Below are 18117 nucleotides of genomic sequence, written 5' to 3' on the forward strand. Positions count from 1 at the left end.
GCGCGGGTTGTGCCTAGGGCTTTCCGTCCGGATCATGCCGGGCTCGCGGGGTACCGGCCGGGCCGGGCGGTGCGCCGACCGCCGCGCCGCCGCTACCTGGCCGCGGCCGCCCGCTGCACCGCCTCGGCGGCCAGAACCGTGGCCGCGCGGCGCGTCGCCTCCGACAGGAGCGCCGTCCTGATCGGGCCTCCGGCGGCCAGATGACGGTCGTAGGGCAGGTGCACGACCGCGACGCCCGTCTCCCGCAGATGCGCCGTCGCCGCCTTCAGGTCGAGCGTCATGTCGGGCGCGCTCGACGTGAGCGCGACGACGGTGGCGGCCAGGGCCGCCTTCGGCAGCTGCGCCAGCCAGTCGAGCACCACGCGCGTGCCGCCCACACCCTCCACCGTCATCGGGGCGACCACCACGCGCGCGTGCGCCGTGTCCATCGCCGTACGCGCCACCTCGCCCGGCAGCGTCTCGCAGTCCACGACCGTCATCGCGAAGTAGCGCCGCAGCGCGAGCGACAGGGTCCTGTACGTGCGCACGTCCAGCGGAGCACCGACGCGGCCCTGGCTCGCCGGCAGCAGCCAGCCGCCGTCGGTGACCGGCACGAGATAGCCGGTGACGTCGGTGAGCTGCATCGACGGCTTGAGGATCTGCGCGAGGTCCGGGCACGACCAGCGCACCGACTCGGCGCCCAGCCGCACCGGCAACGTGCCGAGTGCGGCGTCCGCCTCCAGGGCGAGCACCGGGTCGTGACGGTAGTGGTTGAGGGTGCGGGCGAGGAGGGCGGACACGGTGGTCTTGCCCACGCCCCCGCGGATGGACGTCACGGCGACCACCCGGCCGTTGGCCACCGGCTGCTGCAACTCCCGCGCGAGACGCGTCTCTTCGGACACCTCCTGCGCGGCGGACGAGGCGAGCCTGCGCAGCGAGCGCCCGGTACGCCGCGCCACGGTGTCCCCGTGCTGAGCCCGCCCGAGCGCCCCCGCGAGCCGCGGGTCGACGGTCGGGACGGATTCGGGGGTGATGGCGGGAAGGCGGGAGTTCCGCGAGCGGGAATGGGGGGCGACCGCGGACGTGTGCGGCTGGGGGGCCGGCGCGGGCGCGGGCGTGTAGGGGGCGGGGAGTCCCGAGGGGGCCGGAGCGGCCGGCAGCGGTGAGGCCTGGGTGTACGGGGGTGGGGTGGGCGCCGGGGCGTCCGTGATGTGGGGGTTGGGGGTGGCTGCTACCGGGGCGGGCGGCGGGGTGTCCGTGATCTCGGCCGTCATCGGGACGGGCGGGGTGTCCGTGATGTCGGCTCGGGGTGTGGGGGTGGGTGCGTCGGGGGCCGGGGTGTGGGTGGCTGCTACCGGAACGGGCGGCGCGGCGTCCGCGATCTCGGCCGGGGGTACGGGCGTCGGTGTGGCCGTCTTCCGGATCTCGATGGACACGTTCGGTATCGGAGACGAACCCGTGCCGATGGGGCGGGGCTCTGGTGCCGGGGGCTCTGCGGCCGCCGGTGCGTCGGTGGGGGCGTCGGATGCCTCCGGGACCGGAGCCGCGTCCGTGATGTACGCCTTCAGCGCAGATGTCGGTGCGTCCTGCGCCGGGGCATGCGTGGGTGCGGGAGTCTCAGAGGCGGCGTCCGCGTCCGTCGGCGGAGTCGGTCGGTCCGCTCGGCCCGCTGCCAGGCGCGCCGCCAGTGACGCCGTCCGGCGCGGGGCCGGGGTGGACGTCCGGGGCGGCGCCGGGGTGGCCGCCAGGGGAGCCGGCTCATCCGTGGCGTCGGCGTCCGGATCGAGCGGCGGTGAGGGCGAGGGGCCGGGGCCCGCGTTCGGCGACGGGGCCGTGTTGGGGCGTCGGCGCGGAAGCCGGGCGCGCCCGGGCGCGGGTGGTGGCGTCACTGCGGTCTCCGCCACGCCACCCGCCCCGGAGTCCTGCTCCGGTACACCGGAACCGGCCACCTCGGAACCGGCCACCTCGGAACCGGGCACCCCGGGACCCGGTACTCCGGAGCCGGGCACGTCGGGTGCCGTCATCCCGCCGCCCTCCCCGCCCAGTTGTGCCTGGGTCTGCCTGAGCAGGTCCCGCAGTACGTTGTTCTGCCAGTCGTTCTGCGTCATTCCCCGAGCCCTTACGCGAAGGTGCCGAGCAGACGCCCGTACACACCGAACACGCCGATCACCAACGGGAGCAGCGCGATCACACCGACCGATTCGAGTACGTCGCCGACCCGGCGCAGCCGGACCCGCACACGTTCCGCGGGCCGCACGGCAAGCACTCCGAGCGACATCAGCGCGAGCACGGCCAGCGCGGCCGGCGGACCCGCCGCGCCCGAGCCGTCGTCGAGCCACACCCACGCGAGCCGTACGGCCACCACCGCTCCGGCGGCGAGCAGCGCGACCACTTCCCCGGTGAGGGGGAAGGCCCGCGCGCGCAGCGCGAGAACGAGCGCGACGGCCACCGCGAGCAGCACCGTCCACACCGTTGGCGCCCGCAGCGCGCAGATGGTGGCGACGGCCGCCGAGACCGCGAGGGCGCCGGAGGCGAGCGCGAGTTCGCGATGCGTGGCGGCCAGCGCCGTGGACACCTCGTAGCGGCTGACCGAGGCCCCGCCGGACCGGCGGTCGTCGAGACCCGACAGGCCGGACGCCTTGAGCGAGAGTCGCGGGAGCAGTCCCAGCGCGACCACGGACGCGACCGCGACGAGCGCACCCGCGCGGGCCGACTCCTGCGCCGTGCCGCCACCCGACTGCAGCGCGAGAGCGGCCTCCCAGCAGACCCCGCACCCGGCGACGGCCGCCGCGCCCACCACACCGCTCCGGCCCACCGGCGAGAACAGCCCGAGCAGCAGCAGCGCCCCGGCCAACACCCCACCTGCGCACGCCAGACGCGCCGCACCCGGCCAGTCGTGCGCGTCGGCGAGCGTCCAGAAACCGAGCACACCGACCGCACCGGCAGTCGTGAGTAGTGTCGTCGCGAGTCCCTTGTGCCCGGCCCGCCCGAGGAGCGCCCCGGCGAGCGCCGCGAGGGCCGCGGCGGCGACCGACGTGCCGCCGGCGGTGGTCAGGGCGTCCGCGAGGCCATCGCGTGCGAGGAGCCCGGCGAGCACGGCCCAGACGACGGTGGACGCACCGGCCACCACCCTGCGCGCGGCGGGTCGCCAGCACCAGGTGTCCAGGTCGATGCCGGCGTGAGCCGCAGGCTCGGCGTGAGTCGCAGGCGCGGACACCGAGTCCTCTACGGGCGCGAGGCGCAGCACCGCACCGTCGGCCACGCCCGCGGACTCCAGCGTGCTGTCGGCTTCGAGCGCCGATCCGTCGGCGGCGATGAGGCGGTGGTGCGAGATGTGCGGGGAGCCGTCTTCGAGGAGTCGCAGTACTTCCGGCAGGAGCACGCCGAGCGGCTCCCGGGACGGCAGGACGAGTTCGGCGCGTCCGCGCGCACCCACCAAAGTGACTCGGCTCAGCGCCGTACGGCTCAGTGGCCCCGTCGACATCACGCGGTCGAACCTATCATCGGGCCGAAGACGTGCTGGTCGGCGTGGTGGACGGGGTTCCGGCGGGAGGAAACGGCCGGCTGCGTACGTTCCCTGCGGCTCCGTCGGTGCGGGAGTCGGTGCGGGAGGCGGTACGCGAGTCGGTGTGTGAGTCCGTGCGGGCGCCGGTACGGGAACCGAGGACCTGGACGGCCGCCCCGCGGTGGTTCAGCCACTCTTCGAGCGCAGAGCCCGCCAGTTCGCGCGACGGACCGCTTCCTTCGAGGCGTGCGGGACCGAAGACGGTGCCGGTGAGGCCCGCGACGCGCGTGCGGTCGTCGAGGGCCGCCTTGAGGGACGTCTCGCGCACCGAGGCGCCGGTGAGGTCGGCGCCCTCCAGGCGCGCGTCGAGGAACGAGGCACCGTTGAGCCGCGCGCCGCGGAAAGAGGCCGCCCGCGCGTCGACTCCGTAGAGTTCCGCGCTGCCGAGATTCGCCTCCACGAAGACCGCGCCCCTCAGGTCGGCTTCGTCGAGGACCGCCTTCGTCAGGCACGCGCGGGAGAGATCGGCACCCTCCAGAACCGCCTCTTCCATGTGCGCGCGATACAGGTCCGTGCCGACGAGCCGGGCGCCGCGCAACACGGTCCCCGTGAGCAGTCCTACGGCCAGGTCGAGGCCGGAAAGGTCGGCGTGGGACAGGTCGAGTTCCGCCGCGTCGAGCAGTGAATCGCCTTGCCGGGCCCACGAGCTGAGAACGGCGGCCGCTTCGGGGTGGGCGGGCGCAACGCGGACACGGCGCCGCGAATCGGCTGTAGCGGACATCCTCGCCCCTCCCTCCGTGCGCTCGCGCGGACCCACTCGTGGACATCGTACGAGCAGCCCGAGTCGCAGGAGCAAACCCCCTGGTGCGGGGTCAGCGACCGGAAGGTGCGTGTGCTCCTGGGGTGAGGGTGTCCGCCGTGTGCTCGTCGTCGAGTTGGCGGTCACGGCCCGCGCCGACACCGGCGATGCCCATCGGTACGCACAGCGCCGCGAGCAGCAGCATCGGTGCCGTCCAGCCATCGGTCGCGTCGTGCAGGGCACCGAGCACGAACGGGCCCGCGGCGGCGAGCAGGTAGCCGACGCCCTGCGCCATGCCCGACATCTGCGCGGCGCGGGTGCTGTCCGGGGAGCGCAGGACGATGACGGCGAGGGCGGTGCTGATCAGGAGGCCGCTGCCGAAGCCCTGCATGAGCATCCACGCGTACGCGCCGCCGACGGGAGCGAACGCGAGGCCGACGAGCGACGCACCGAACAGGATCGTGCCGCACAGTGCGAACGGGACCTGATTGCGGGCGCGGCCCACGAGCGCCGTGAAGGTGAGCGAGCCGACGATGCCGACCAGGCTCATCAGCGACAGCATCCAGCCCGCCTCCGCGCTCGACATGCCCTCGCTCGTCAGCATGGCCGGGATCCAGGCGGCGCACGCGTAGTACACCAGCGACTGAAGGCCCATCAGGAAGGTGATCTGCCAGGCCAGGCGCGAGCGGCGCAGAGGCCGGCGCGAGGCGCCGGGTGCACCGACTCCCGTGCCCGCGAGGGATGTCGGGGCCTCCTGCCGCCCGGCGCGCAACTGCGGCAGCCAGACCAGGAACGCCAGCGCCGACAGGACGGCCCATATGCCGATGGAGCCGCGCCAGCCGAGACCGATGGCCTGCCCGAGCGGAACGGTGACGCCCGCCGCGAGGGCCGCGCCGCAGAAGAGGGCGACCGAGTACAGGCCCATCATCAGGCCGGTGCGCCGGTGGAAGTGGCGCTTGATCACGCTCGGTACGAGCACGTTCGAGAGTGAGATGGCGGCCCCGAGGAGCACCGTGCCCGCGAACAGGGCGGGTAGACCCGGCGCGAGGCGCAGCGCGATGCCCGCCGTGAGGAGGACCATCATCGCGCCGAGCGCGCGGCTCATGCCGATCCGGAGCGACAGGCGCGAGGCGAACGGCGCGAGCAGGCCGAAGCACAGGATCGGCAGCGTGGTGAGGAGCCCGGCGAGCGAGGCGCTCAGGCCCGTGGAGTGACGTATCGCGTCGAGCTCCGGCGACACGGAGACGACCCCGGGACGCAGGTTCACGGCGATGAGGAGGACGCCGGTGGCGAGGAGGGCCGTGGGAGGGGCGGCAGGGGTGGTGGGGGCGGCGTCGCTTCGGGGCATGTGCCCCAACGTAACATCCCATGTTTCGCATCAAAGGTCACCCAATATCGTCCATACTGTAATAAAAAACCTGTACTGCAGCAAACAAATATGGGATATTTGAGAGTTCGTCGTGTTCGTCGTGTCCGTCGTCCCTTCCCGTCGCGCAAGAAAGGCCCACCGTCTTGTCCGAGGCAGCGTCCGGAACCACCCTGGTCCAGCGGACCATCGGCAGGATCCAGCAGGCGATCGAGAGCGGCGCCTGGCCCGTGGGCCGGAAGATCCCCGCCGAGGGGCAGCTCGTGGAGTCGCTCGGGGTGGGGCGCAACACCGTGCGGGAGGCGGTTCGCGCGCTGTGCCACACCGGGCTGCTCGAAGCGCGCCGCGGCGACGGTACGTACGTACGCGCGGCCAGCGATCTGAACGCGGCGCTCCAGCGGCGGCTGCGCAAGGCCGAGCTCGGCCATGTCCTCCAGGTGCGCCTCGCCCTCGAACGCGAGGCCGCTCCCGCCGCGGCCAGGGAGCGCGGCGAGGAGGATCTCGCGAGGATCATCTCGGCACTCCTGGCGCGGCGCCGGGCCGACGAGGGGAACGATCGGGCCGAGATGGTCGAGCGTGACCTGGAGTTCCACCGTGCCGTCGTCGCCGCTAGCGGCAACCCGCTCATGACCGACCTCTACGAGAGCATCACGGAGGCGGTCCGCGACAGCATCGCCGCGCTCCACCCGAGCTGGCCGCACGAGGAGCCCGGCGCGAACGCGCACGACGATCTCGCGGACGCCATCGCCCGCCGGGACCCGGAAACGGCGTCGCGCGCGGCCTGGCAGCACACACGCGCAGTGGAGGAAGCCTTGGCGCACATCACGGCGAACAGCCCCAACACCGATGGGAGTTGACTCGACGTGCCGGGTGACGGCCGAGGGCGGGCCCGCGTCAGCGGACCCGCCCCCACTTCACTCCGTACCGCGGATCAGCGCCGCAGCGTCACCGTGAAGTCGCGGTCGAGGGACTGGCGCGTGGTCTTCACCGTCGTCACCCCCGTGTCCGCGTCGTAGTACCAGCCGGACCCGGCCGCGGCGAGTGCGTCCGCCGAGGCGACGCGGGGCAGCGTGCGCCCCTCCGTCGACACCCGGTGCGGCGCGCTCTCGCCGTGGACCGTGAACCGGTAGGCGCGGGCGTCGGGCTTGTTCTTGTAACTTCCCTTGCTCACCCCGACGTTGACCTCGGTCGCGTGCTTGCCCTGGTCGACGGTGACGCGCTGCGTCGCCGACGCGCCCTTGGCGAAGTCGCGGGTCACCCCGTCGTCCTCGTACAGCGTGTAGGAGGAGCGGCCCTGCGGGTACACGTCCCAGTCCAGCTCGTGCACGTCACGGGACTTGTACGACGTCGTCCCCTTCGGCCACATCGGCACGACCGCACCCGACTTGACGAAGAGGGGGAGCGTGTCGATGGGCGCGTGGTAGCCGTCGATCGTGGTCGGACCGTGGTAGGTCTTGCCCGTCCAGTAGTCCGTCCACGTGCCCTTGGGCAGGTAGATGCCGTCGCGGGTGTCAGAGTCCTTGTAGACCGGGGCGACCAGGAAGTCGTCGCCCGCCAGGTACTCGTACTTGGCGTTCGCGCCGAGCGTCGCGGGGTCGTCCGGGTACTCCAGGTAGAGCGGGCGCACGCCGCCGACACCGGTCTTCGCCGCCTCGGCGGACAGCGTGTACAGATACGGCAGCAGGCGCTCGCGCAGCTGGAGGTACTTGCGGTTGACGGACGTGTAGGGCTCGCCGTCCACCCACGGCTGCTGGTTGATCTTCTTGCCGGTGGCCATGTCCGTGGCCCAGCCGTCCATCGTCATGATGGCCGGCAGGAACGTCTTGGCCTGGAGGTCACGCGCGTACATCTTGGCGTCGTGGCTGTAGATGCTGCCCACGTCACCGGTGTTGTACGCGATGCCGGACATCGTGGCGCCCGCGTACGTCGGGATCTGCCAGCGCACGAAGTCCCACGACAGCTTCTGGTCGCCGCTCCACAGCACGCCGCAGCGCTGCGCGCCCGCCCACGAGACGGGCATCCAGACGAAGCCGCGCGCGTCGCTGTTGTCCTCGATGCCGGCCTTCGCCTTGTCGCAGGCGTCCAGGGACATGCCGTAGCCGTTGCCGACCCAGGCGACGTCGAGCTTCGCGACGCGCTGCCCGGCCTTCACCTGGTCGGCGAGCTTGTCGATGCCGTCCTGGGTCCACAGACCCATCTCGGTGCCCCGGTCCTGGAGGCCCTTCGCGGTCTCGGCGAGGTTCTCGTAGCCGCAGCCGTAGCCGTCGTTGACGAGCATCCAGCCGAGCGGCATCTGGTTCTCGACATACCCGTCGGCGACCTTCAGGGAGTCGAGGGTGTGGCGCTCGCCCTGGTTGGCGTTGTGGAGATAGCAGTCGGCGTCGCCGGGTTCGAGGCCGTACACCGGCGGCATGAACGGCTTGCCGACCAGCGACGTGTAGCCGCCGATCACCTTCTTCGCGTCACCGAGGAAGTAGTACGCGTCGAGGCGGCGCTCCTGCTGGCCCGCGTGGACCGAGGGGCCGAAGTCGTAGACGCCCGGGGCGAAGGTGTTGCGGTAGACGCCGTAGCCCGCCGAAGAGAGGTAGAACGGCTGCGAGTTGTTGTAACCGCCCTCGTTCCAGTTGGTGTTGTTCGCGACGTAGACCGTCCTGTCGCGGTGCGAGAAGGAGCCGTTCTGCTCGCCACCGCCGAAGAACTGCTCGTCCTTGCCGCGCTCCAGGCTCTGCCGCATGCCGCCGGTGGACCAGCGCAGGGGCTTGTCCTCCTGCCAGATCCGCGTCCTGTTGTCGGCCTTGTAGAGGCCGAAGCGCAGCGGCTTCTTGTAGACGCGCAGGACGGCGCCGGCGGAGCGGATGCCGTAGTAGGTGCCCGCGTCGAAGGACGACGTGTGCTTGTCGAGAGCGGGCTGCTTGCGCACGATCTGCGAACCGGCCGGGTCGCTGAACGTGCCGGACGGGTCGGCCTGGAGCCGCAGTCGACCACCCGTCAGGAAGTCGGCACGCGCCTTCAGGGCGCCGGCCCCGATGGTGTAGCTGCCGTCCTTGCCCGTGAAGGAGGTCAGGTCGCCCGCGTCGGTCGTCTCGGGCAGATACGCCTTGCCCACGAAGGAGTTGTCGTGCACGTCGTAGGGGACGACCACGACGTGGTACGTGCCGTCGGCCTTCGGGATCACCGTGGCCTCGGGGTCGGCGGTGCCCGCGCTGGCGGCGACCTGCTTGCCCGCGTCGTCGAAGACGTACATGTCGAAGTCGTCGGTGGGCTGCTTCGCCCACTCGATCGAGACAGGGACGCCGCCCTCGGGGTTGTCGTCCCAGTAGCCGTCAGGGACCGACACCTTGAGGTCGAAGCGGTCGCACACCTTGTTGTCGGGGTCGGCCGCGGCGGCCGGGCACTTGCCGGGATCGCCCACGGTCCCCGCCGCGTACACGGGGCTCTGCCACGTCACGCTCTTGTGGCCGTCGTCCAGGACGCCGCTGCCGGGGGTCGCCGCCCTCGCCTGCTGAGCGGGAGCCCCGAGGAGGGTCGCGCCGAGGAGCGCGGCCGTGCCGATCACCGCCAAGGTGCCGCCGCGAGAAGGTCGTTGCCGTCTCAGCCGCCGTTGCCGCATTCTTCGCAATCCGTGCAAGGTGCATCTCCGCTCAACCCGAGTGACCCGTGGAGCCCGGCCGGTCGATGTTTACCAGTGCTTGAACTATTGCCGTTTCGAGCAACTTCGAGCACGAAGGTTCACAGGGTTCGAAGGTTCTGTCAATGTCCTTGCGCGGGCCGCGTTCTTGCGGCGGGCTGCGGCCCTTGCGCGGGCCGCGTCCCTGCGCGGGCTACGCCATCTGACGGCGTACCAGCTCGTGCAGCCGTCCGTTCGTGTCCGCGAGCAGTTGAGCCGGCGGTCCCTGCTGGACGACGCGGCCGTCCGCCATGACGATCACCCGGTCCGCGTCCATCACCGTGGACAGGCGGTGCGCGATGACGACGCGCGTGGCGTTCAGGGCGCGGGTGCTGTCGATGACGGTGCGCTGGGTCTCGTTGTCGAGCGCGCTCGTGGCCTCGTCGAAGAACAGGATGCGCGGGCGGCGGATGAGCGCCTGCGCGATCATCAGGCGCTGGCGCTGGCCGCCGGAGATGGCGCCGCCGCCGGCGATCATCGTGTGCAGGCCCATCGGCATCCGCTTGATGTCCTCGGCGAGCCCCGCCATCGCCGCCGCCTCCCACGCCTCCTCCTGCGTGAACACCTCGGCGCCGCAGATGCAGTCCAGGATCGAACCGGTCAGCGGCTGCGCGTTCTGGAGCACGACGCCGCACTGCCGGCGCACGGCGGCCTGATCCAGCGCGCCGAGGTCCTGACCGTCATACAGGACGCCGCCGGAGACCGGTTTGTCGAAGCCGATGAGGAGGCGCAGGAGGGTGGACTTGCCGCAGCCGCTCGGCCCGACGACCGCGACGAACTCGCCGGGCCTGATGGACAGGTTCACGTCGTCGAGGACGAGCGGTCCGTCGTCCGTGTACCGGAAGGAGACGCCGCGCGCCTCGATCTCGCCGGTCAGCTCGCCCGGCTGGGTGCTGGCGGCCCGCACCTCGGGCGCCTCGTCGAGGACGGGCTTGATCTGCTCGAACATCGGCAGGACGGCGGCCGCCGAGATCAGGGCGCCCGTGAGCTGCGTGACCGACGACAGCAGCATCGTCACCGCGGTGCTGAACGTGAGGAAGTCGCCCGCTGAGAGGGTGCCTCGCGCGGGGCCCGCGAGCAGCATGAACATCACGAGCGAACACAGCGGCAGATAGACCGCGTTGAGGACCGTCGTCAGGTTCTTGATGCGGCCCGCGCGCCGCTGGAGCTCGCGGCTGCGCGCGAACTCCCCGGCCCACGAGGCGTACGCGAAGCTCTCCGCCCCCGCGACCCGCAGCTTCGGCAGGCCGCGCAGCGTCTGGAACGCCTGGTTGTTGAGCTTGTTGCCGAGGACGACGAGACGGCGCTGCCAGCGCAGCTCCCACAGCCCGAGCGTGAGGAACACGCCGGCGATCACCGCGAGCATGGCGAGCGCGGTCAGTGCCAGGGGGACGCTGTAGAGGAGGAGCAGGACGAGGTTCATCGCGCCGACCGTGCCGGACTGCACCACCACCGGGCCCACGCCGGACATGAGGCGGCGGATCGAACTGATGCCCATGGCGGCGCTCGCCAGCTCGCCCGTGGAACGCGACGCGAAGAACCGCGTCGGAAGCCTCAACAGGCGGTCCCACACAGCGGGTTGGAGCGCGCTCTCGATCCTGCCCTCCATGCGCAGGATCGTCAGGTTCTGCAGCAGCATGAACGCGGCCGACACGATGCTCGTCACCATGACGGCGAGGGAGACCTGCACGATCAGGTCCGTCTGGGCGTTCGGCACGTACACGCCGAGCACCCGCCCGGTGGCGACCGGCACCAAGGCCCCGATCGCGACCGTCACGAGACCGGCGAGCAGCAGGTTGCGCACGTCGGCCCGGGTGCCGCGCGCGCTGAACCGCAGCAGTCGCAGCGGGCTCAGCGCCCGGTCGGGCAGCGGCCGGTACAGCATGACGGCCCGCGGTTCGAACTCCTCCGCGTTGTCCTCGTCCACCCGGGTCCGCCGCCCGCTCGACGGATGCACGGCCTCGTACCCGCCACGCCGCCACAGCAGTGCGACCGGGGCGCCGGAGGCCGCGCGGTGACCCACCAGGGGGCCCGCGTTCTCGCGCCACCAGCGCCCGTCGAGGCGGACCGCGCGGGTACGGATCCGTGACGCGACGGCGACCTGCTCGACCGGGTCGACGCGGTCACTGACGGCGCCGCTGCGCTCGGGCGCCGTGAGCGTGATTCCGGCCGCGCCCGCGACCAGCTTGCACGCCGCGTACGTCGCGTCGTCGCTGTTCCCCGACGAGGAGCCGCGCCGCGAACCCCCCTTGCCCTGGCGGCCGATGGACGCGAGCAGCGTCCTGTCGGCCTCCTCGCGGACGGTCTCGCCCGCCTTGATCCCGGCCGCCGTCCGGGTCTCGTGCGCGCTCTCCAGGCGTTCGATCCACCGGTCGAGCGCCGACAGGAGACGGAACTGCTGGTTGACCATGCGCTGCCACATCGAGCCGTCGACGAGCAGCTCGCCCACGGTGTCCGCGCTGTACGACGCTCCGTACTGCACGCTGCCCGGCAGGATCGGCAGCCACAGGATGTCGTCGTCGCCCACGGAGTCGTCGCCGGCCGTCCGGCCGTCGAGCGGCGCCTCGAACAGGACGCGCTGGCTGCGCCCCACACCCAGGGCGAAGGCGTGCTCGAGAAGGCTGAGGGCCGCGTCCTGGGTGTCGTACTGGCTGAGGTACTGCTGGTCGTACGACCACGAGGCGTCGCCGTAGTCGGGTCGCTGGAGTTCGCGCAGGCCGATACGGCGCAGCAGGCAGCCCTGCAACGGGCGGCCCACCAGCGTGTGCTGGGGTCCCTCGACCGGACCGAGCAGCAGGGTGCCCGCCTCCAGGCGGCCCAGGAAGTGCCAGTGCCCCTGGGCGGCCGCGTCGACCGCGAACAGGTCGAGCGCGCCCTGGACCACCAGCCACAGGACCTGCGGCCCTTCGAGGTTCAGGCTGCGCATGCCGGCGCAGTCCACCGGCATGCCCAGGGAGCCGAACGAGGCCGTCACCTGGTCGCCGGCCGCGTACTCCTGATCTGCGTACGTCACGTCAGTGCTCCTTGACCAGATCGGCGTACGGCCCGCCGGCGGCGACGAGCGCCTCGTGCCGGCCCCGCTCGACGATCTGGCCGTGGTCGAGGACGACGATCTCGTCGCTGTCGCGCACGGTGCTGAGACGGTGCGCGATCACGACGCAGGCGCAGCCGCGGCGCCGCAGGTTGTCGATGATCAGCTGTTCCGTCTCGGCGTCGAGCGCGCTGGTGACCTCGTCGAGCACGAGGATGCTCGGCCGGCGCACCAGGGCCCGCGCGATCTCCAGGCGCTGACGCTGACCGCCGGAGAAGTTCCGCCCGTCCTGCTCGACCCGGCCCTGGATGCCCCCGGGCCTGCGCGCGATGACGTCGTACAGTGCCGCGTCCTTGAGGGCGTCGACGACGGCCTCGTCCGGGATCGACGGATCCCACAGGGCGACGTTGTCACGGACCGTGCCCTCGAAGAGGAACACGTCCTGGTCGACGAAGGACACCGACGCCGACAGGGCGCCCCGCGGGATGTCCTCCAGGCGCTGCCCGTCGATCCGGATCGTGCCCTCCCACGGGCTGTAGAGCCCGGAGATCAGCCGGGACACCGTCGACTTGCCGCTGCCCGAGCCGCCGACGAGCGCCACCTGCTGACCGGGGCCGACCGCCAGCGAGAAGCCCGTGAGGAGCGGCTTGTCCAGCGGGCTGTACCCGAAGGTGATGTCGTCGAGCGTGACGTGTCCCTTGAGGCGGCGCGTGCTCGCCGCCGCGTCGGGCCGCGTGTACAGGGCGTCCGCCGGGAAGCTCTCCACGTCCTTGAGGCGCGCCACGTCGGCGGCGAAGTCCTGGATGCGTCCCGCGACACCGTTGAGGCGCGTGATCGGCGCGGTGAACCGCGTGACGAGCGCCTGGAACGCCACGAGCAGACCCACCGACAGATGCCCCTCGACCGCGCGCATGCCGCCGATCCACAGGATCAGGGCGCTGTTGAGCGTCGCCAGGGTCGGCGCCACGATGCCGAGCCACGCGCTCGGCACCCCGAGTCGCTGCTGCTCCTCCAGCGTGGTCGCGTGCTGTCCCGCCCAGCGCCGGAAGTACCCGTTCTCGCCGCCCGTCGCCTTCATCGTCTCGATGAGCTGAAGACCGGTGTACGAGGTGTTGGTGAGCCGCGCCGTGTCCGCGCGCAGCTTCTGCGTCCGGGTGGCCCGCAGCCGGATCACGATCCGCATCGCGACGACGTTCCCGAGCGCGATGCCGACGCCCACCAGCGTGAGCTGCGGGTCGTACGTCCACAACAGCGCCGCGTACAGGAGGACCACGACACCGTCGACGCCCGCCGCGGTCAGGTCACGCGCGAGCGTCTCGGAGACCGCGTCGTTCGACTGGAGGCGCTGCACCAGATCGGCCGGACTGCGCTGCGCGAAGAACGTCACCGGCAGCCGCAGCAGATGGCCGAAGAACCGGGCGCTGCTCAGTGTGGACGCGATGACGCGCCCGCGCAGCAGATTGGCCTGCTGGAGCCACGTGAGCACGGCCGTGAGCGCCACCATCGCCCCCATCGACGCGAACAGCGCGCCGAGGAGCGAGGTCTGCTCACCGATGAGGAACATGTCGATGTACGTGCGGCTCAGCGCGGGCAGCGCCGCGCCGACCGCGACGAGCAGGAGGCTGGCGAGCAGCGCCGCGAGCATCGTGCCCGTCGTGCCGCGAAGGCGCGCGGGCAGCGCCCGCAGGACGCCGGGCCTGCGCCCGCCCGGGCGGAAGTCGTCGCCGGGTTCGAGGACGAGGACGACGCCCGTGAAACTGGTGTCGAAGTCCTCGGAGGGCACGAACCTGCGGCCCTTGTCCGGGTCGTTGATGTGCACGCCGCGCCGCCCGAGGCGCCGGCCCATGCCGTCGTAGACGACGTAGTGGTTGAACTCCCAGAACAGGATGGCGGGCGCCTCGACCTCCGCGAGCGCGGCCGGCTCCATCTGCATGCCGCGCGCGGTCATCCCGTAACTGCGGGCCGCCTTCAGAAGGTTGCTGGCCCGCGAGCCGTCGCGCGAGACGCCGCACGCGATGCGCAGTTCCTCCAGCGGGACGTGGCGGCCGTGGTGCGCCAGGACCATCGCGAGGGACGCGGCGCCGCACTCGACGGCCTCCATCTGGAGGACGGTGGGCGTGCGGACGGTGCGGTGACGGCGGCGCGGCGGCTTCGGCGCGGGGCGCGCGCGGCGGCGGCCGTGTCCGGCCGGGGGCAGCTGCTGCTGGACTGCGGGGGAGGGGCTCACGGGAGCAGCCAATCGATCGGGCGCTGCTCGGCGAGGTGCACGGCGCCGGAGGCGGGGGTCATCGAGTCGAGCGCGTACGGGGGGCCGCCCTTGGACGACCAGGCGTAGCCCGACTTGGTGGAGGACGACGCGACGAGCTTCACGAGGACCGCGACCGTCGGGCCGTCCTTCGTGAACTGCGTGGCCATTTCCTTGTCGCCGAGGAAGGCCTCGACCCGCTGACTGCTCTGCGCGCCGCGCCCGACCGCCTGCACGCGGCCGCGCAGCATGCCGTACTGCTGGGACGGTGCCGACTGGACGGTGAGGTCCACGTCCGCTCCGACGGGCACGGTGCCCGCGCGGTCCGCGGGGACGTACAGCATCGCGAGGAGGGGGTCCTTGGTGCGGGTCTTCTCGACGGTCGCCACGTCGGAACCGGTCGTGACGACCGCGCCGATCCGGGCGACGAGGGTGGTGACGCGGCCCGCGTCGACGGTCCGCACATAGCGGTCGCCCTGCGGTGTACTGACCTTGAGGAGCGGGGAGTTCGCGCCGAGGTGCTGACCCTCCTTGGCGAGCACGCCCGTGACCTGACCGGTGACGGGGCTCTGGAGGACGTAACTGCCCTGCGCGTGGGTGAGGACGCCGGGGACCCGCAGCGTCGAGGAGAGCGACCCGGTCACCGCCCATACGGACGCGGCCGCCATGACGACGAGGGTCACGGCCAGCGCGAGTACGCCCTGGGGCCTGGCGAGCCGCACGGGAAGGTCGAGTTCCTCGGGCGACTGCAGTTTGGACAGGGCCTGTTGGCGGAACTGCACGACGTACTTCCCTTACGTGTCTTCCGGTCCGGCGACGTGCCGGGAGTGCCCAAGGGCCCCGGAACCGGGGGGAGGTTCCGGGGCCCTGGCAGAGCCGTGGCTCAGAGACCGGCGGTCAGGCCGGTGGCCAGGCCGGTGACGGCGGCGGTGTTGACGCCGGTCAGGCCCTCGACGGTGCCGGTCAGGCCGCCGACGACGCCGGAGACGGGGACGATCGAGTCGGCCGTGCCGGTCAGGTTGGCGGCGAGACCGCCGACGAGGCCGCCCGACACGTTGTCGAGGTCGGCGTCGGAGATCTCGAGGGTCTCAACCTGGGGGGTGGAGTTCATGATGTGAGCTGCCCTTCTCATTGGTAATTCTCAGAATGCGTGAATCACTTGCGCAACTCCCGCAGTGCGGAGGATCAAAGCACGATGACGCCTCGCACATCCAATCGGAAGGTCCCCGGTCAGAGGCTGTGTGGGCACGTAATTACCGCCGCGTGCAGGAGTGTTCACGTCTCGGGAGCAGACCCTTCACAGAATCCACAGGTCCGAATTTCCGAGCGGGCTCCCTGAAATTCTGCAAAATGGACACTCCCGCATTTATGGCAGGGTCGGCATTTGAGGGTTGTGCGCATTCACAGCACGCCGTGACCGGACTGCGCATTCGATGTGCAGGTTTGCTGGAGGGGCGCGCGGGAGCGCAGGGGGGTTGTCTCCCGGGCCCCGCCGTGAAGAATGGGGCGATGCTGGAGTTGTCGCAGGACACAGGCGTGACGCTGCCCGACGGTGCGGGCGCGGTGCGGTTCGGGATGACGCCCGACGAGGTGCTCTCCACACTCACCGAGGGCGCGATCACGCGCAGGCGGCAGTGCATGACGCTGACGCGCGAGCAGTACTCCGAGCTGCGGCACGCGCACGACGCCTGGCTCAACGGGCTTCTCCACGAACCTGACTGGGCCTTCGAGGCGGAGTTCGACGGCGTCACGCTCGGCTTTCGGGGCGGCGGCCCCGGCGCGGCGGACCGGCTGTCCCGGCTCGAGGTCACCACCACGGTCCCCGCCCCCGCGACGCCGGTCGCCTGGGACGACATAGACCTCTTCGGCTACCCGGCGTGCGAGGTGGCCGAGGCCCTGCCCGAGGCCACGCGGCTGCCGGACGACCCGGCGGCGGGAGAGGGCCGGACCGCCACCGGCCTGGTCGTCGAGACCGCGGGACTGCGCCTGTCCCTGGTGACGCCAGCGGCCGCCGGCCAGCGCGTCGTGCTGCTGGGGCCCGACGCCCGGTCCTGGCAGGCGTGTTGCGACGGCGCGTGGGAGTGCGCGAAGGAAGGGGACGCGCTCACCGGGATCATGCGGTGACCTGACGGCCGTCCCCTGGAGCCCGCCGCCGGCCCCCGCACGGTCCGTATCACGGACACATCGGCCACTGGACGGACAGCGCGCCCTCGTCCGCGTCGAGGTGCGCCACCCGCGCGACGTCCAGGGCCCGCTGCACCGGGAGCGCCGCCGGGACCCAGCCCCCTCTCACGGCCGTCCGCGCGACTCCCGGAGCGCGCGCTACAGCGGCAGTGCGCAGACGGCGATCGGCGCGGCGAACGCGGGACCTTCCGCCGGGGTGAGCCCGCCGCCGCAGTGGTCGACGTGGAAGACGGTCACGGACCCCGACTTCTGGTTCGCGGCGAACAGCAGTTGCTCGTCGGGCGAGAAGGCGATGTGGCGCGGGAAGTCGCCGCCGACGGGGACCGTGTCGAGCAGGCGCAGCCGCGCGCCGTCCCCCTCGATCGCGTACCGGGTCAGGCTGTTGTGCCCGCGGTTGGCGAGATAGGCGAAGCCGCCCTCGGCGGTGACCAGGATCTGCGCCGGGTAGCTGGTGCCGGACCCGGTGCCGGTGGGCTGCGGTTCGCCGGGCGTGAGGCGTCCCGTCGGCGGGTCGTAGGCGCAGACGACCACCGTGTTGTCCACCTCGTCGGCGAGGTACGCGAAGCGGCCGCCCGGGTGGAACGTGAGGTGACGGGGGCCGGCGCCCGGACGCAGCGACGCGTACGACACCTGCGTGAGCGTCCCGGCAGCGGTGTCGAGGCGGTACGTGTAGACGGTGTCGTTGCCCAGGTCGACGGCGAGCACGTGCCGCCCGTCCGGGGACGTGATGATCTGGTGCGCGTGCGGGCCCTCCTGGCCGGGGCCGGGCGCGGGCTTGGCGTGGGTGACGAGCGCCGTGCGTTCACCGAGCGCGCCGGACGCGGCGATGGGGTGCACGGCGACGCTGCCCGAGAGGTAGTTGGCGCTCAGCAGCCACCGGCCGCTCGGGTGCACCGACAGATGACAGGGGCCCGCGCCGCCGGTGCTCTGCCGGCCGAGCACGCGCCGGTCCGCGAGCCTGACCGCCGTCACTCCGCCGTCCTGCCCCTCGTCGACCGCGTACAGGGTGTGGCCGCGCGGGTGCACCGCCAGATACGAGGGGTCGGCCACTCCGCCGATCGTGCCGGTACCCGTGATCCGGCCCGTGCTCGCGTCGTACGTCGCGAGTCCGATGCCGCCGCCACCGCCGTCCTGGGAGGTGTACGTGCCGAGGAACAGGGGGCGTCCCGCGCGCGGCGCCCGGGCCTGCGCGGGACCCGCCGCCGCCGTGACGACACCGCCGGCCGCGACGGCCGCGATCCCGCCGAGGAAGCGGCGGCGGCCGGTGCTGCTGCTCATTCCTGGTACCTCCGGTGTCAGAGTGACGTGGCTCCTACCCTGGTGCGCACCCCTTCAACTGGC

Annotated in this window: 12 protein-coding genes; 2 read left to right on the plus strand and 10 right to left on the minus strand. The window is 72.1% G+C overall.

All coding sequences use genetic code 11. The features are described 5' to 3' along the window. Positions 1-92 precede the first annotated feature (92 nt). The 4 genes from LGI35_RS35050 to LGI35_RS35065 all read right to left on the minus strand — a co-directional run bounded on the left by LGI35_RS35050 (position 93) and on the right by LGI35_RS35065 (position 5631). On the minus strand, positions 93-2087 hold the full coding sequence (locus LGI35_RS35050; protein ID WP_227298292.1) for a hypothetical protein: 1995 nt from the start codon (positions 2085-2087) through the stop codon (positions 93-95). An 11-nt stretch (positions 2088-2098) separates the two neighbouring features. After that, positions 2099-3463, minus strand: coding sequence for a type VII secretion integral membrane protein EccD (gene eccD / locus LGI35_RS35055; protein ID WP_227300657.1), 1365 nt, complete (start codon positions 3461-3463; stop codon positions 2099-2101). Between the two features lie 16 nt (positions 3464-3479). Further along, a complete protein-coding gene (locus LGI35_RS35060) occupies positions 3480-4265 on the minus strand; it encodes a pentapeptide repeat-containing protein (RefSeq protein WP_227298293.1) in 786 nt (261 codons plus the stop codon). Between the two features lie 91 nt (positions 4266-4356). Beyond that, complete coding sequence (locus tag LGI35_RS35065) at positions 4357-5631, minus strand: CynX/NimT family MFS transporter (protein WP_227298294.1); 1275 nt, start codon at positions 5629-5631, stop codon at positions 4357-4359. Between the two features lie 164 nt (positions 5632-5795). Here LGI35_RS35065 and LGI35_RS35070 point away from each other — a divergent pair, with 164 nt between their 5' ends. Next, positions 5796-6506 carry a FadR/GntR family transcriptional regulator gene (locus tag LGI35_RS35070; protein ID WP_227298295.1) on the plus strand — a complete coding sequence of 237 codons (711 nt, stop codon included), beginning with the start codon at positions 5796-5798 and terminating at the stop codon, positions 6504-6506. Positions 6507-6580: 74 nt separating this feature from the next. Here the strand turns inward: LGI35_RS35070 and LGI35_RS35075 are convergent, their stop codons facing one another. From LGI35_RS35075 to LGI35_RS35095, 5 genes are all read right to left on the minus strand, one after another. Further along, a complete protein-coding gene (locus LGI35_RS35075; protein ID WP_341483467.1) occupies positions 6581-9205 on the minus strand; it encodes a glycoside hydrolase family 31 protein in 2625 nt (874 codons plus the stop codon). A gap of 265 nt (positions 9206-9470) precedes the next feature. Then, positions 9471-12263, minus strand: coding sequence for an NHLP bacteriocin export ABC transporter permease/ATPase subunit (locus LGI35_RS35080; protein ID WP_227300658.1), 2793 nt, complete (start codon positions 12261-12263; stop codon positions 9471-9473). 67 nt (positions 12264-12330) lie between these two features. Then, complete coding sequence (locus LGI35_RS35085; protein WP_227298296.1) at positions 12331-14586, minus strand: NHLP family bacteriocin export ABC transporter peptidase/permease/ATPase subunit; 2256 nt, start codon at positions 14584-14586, stop codon at positions 12331-12333. After that, the gene (locus LGI35_RS35090; protein ID WP_227298297.1) at positions 14571-15374 is read right to left on the minus strand and encodes an HlyD family efflux transporter periplasmic adaptor subunit; all 804 of its coding nucleotides are present in this window, start codon (positions 15372-15374) and stop codon (positions 14571-14573) included. Before LGI35_RS35090 ends, LGI35_RS35085 begins: the two co-directional genes overlap by 16 nt. 101 nt (positions 15375-15475) lie before the next feature. Beyond that, positions 15476-15703: a type A2 lantipeptide gene (locus LGI35_RS35095; RefSeq protein ID WP_116507716.1), complete on the minus strand. Its 228-nt coding sequence runs from the start codon at positions 15701-15703 to the stop codon at positions 15476-15478. Between the two features lie 398 nt (positions 15704-16101). Between LGI35_RS35095 and LGI35_RS35100 the strand changes: the two genes are divergently transcribed. Continuing rightward, a complete protein-coding gene (locus LGI35_RS35100) occupies positions 16102-16716 on the plus strand; it encodes a hypothetical protein (protein ID WP_227298298.1) in 615 nt (204 codons plus the stop codon). A gap of 198 nt (positions 16717-16914) precedes the next feature. Here the strand turns inward: LGI35_RS35100 and LGI35_RS35105 are convergent, their stop codons facing one another. After that, a complete protein-coding gene (locus LGI35_RS35105) occupies positions 16915-18054 on the minus strand; it encodes a lactonase family protein (RefSeq protein ID WP_227298299.1) in 1140 nt (379 codons plus the stop codon). Between the last annotated feature and the right edge of the window lie 63 nt (positions 18055-18117).

Origin of the sequence: Streptomyces longhuiensis (assembly GCF_020616555.1) — a bacterium.
Classification (GTDB): domain Bacteria; phylum Actinomycetota; class Actinomycetes; order Streptomycetales; family Streptomycetaceae; genus Streptomyces; species Streptomyces longhuiensis.

Bases quoted from the DNA above. Each gene is read 5' to 3' on its own strand.
- LGI35_RS35065 (WP_227298294.1), bottom strand. From the start codon at position 5,631: ATGCCCCGAAGCGACGCCGCCCCCACCACCCCTGCCGCCCCTCCCACG.
- LGI35_RS35080 (WP_227300658.1), bottom strand. From the start codon at position 12,263: ATGCCGGTGGACTGCGCCGGCATGCGCAGCCTGAACCTCGAAGGGCCG.
- LGI35_RS35095 (WP_116507716.1), bottom strand. From the start codon at position 15,703: ATGAACTCCACCCCCCAGGTTGAGACCCTCGAGATCTCCGACGCCGAC.
- eccD (WP_227300657.1), bottom strand. From the start codon at position 3,463: ATGTCGACGGGGCCACTGAGCCGTACGGCGCTGAGCCGAGTCACTTTG.
- LGI35_RS35060 (WP_227298293.1), bottom strand. From the start codon at position 4,265: ATGTCCGCTACAGCCGATTCGCGGCGCCGTGTCCGCGTTGCGCCCGCC.
- LGI35_RS35100 (WP_227298298.1), top strand. From the start codon at position 16,102: ATGCTGGAGTTGTCGCAGGACACAGGCGTGACGCTGCCCGACGGTGCG.
- LGI35_RS35050 (WP_227298292.1), bottom strand. From the start codon at position 2,087: ATGACGCAGAACGACTGGCAGAACAACGTACTGCGGGACCTGCTCAGG.
- LGI35_RS35105 (WP_227298299.1), bottom strand. From the start codon at position 18,054: ATGAGCAGCAGCACCGGCCGCCGCCGCTTCCTCGGCGGGATCGCGGCC.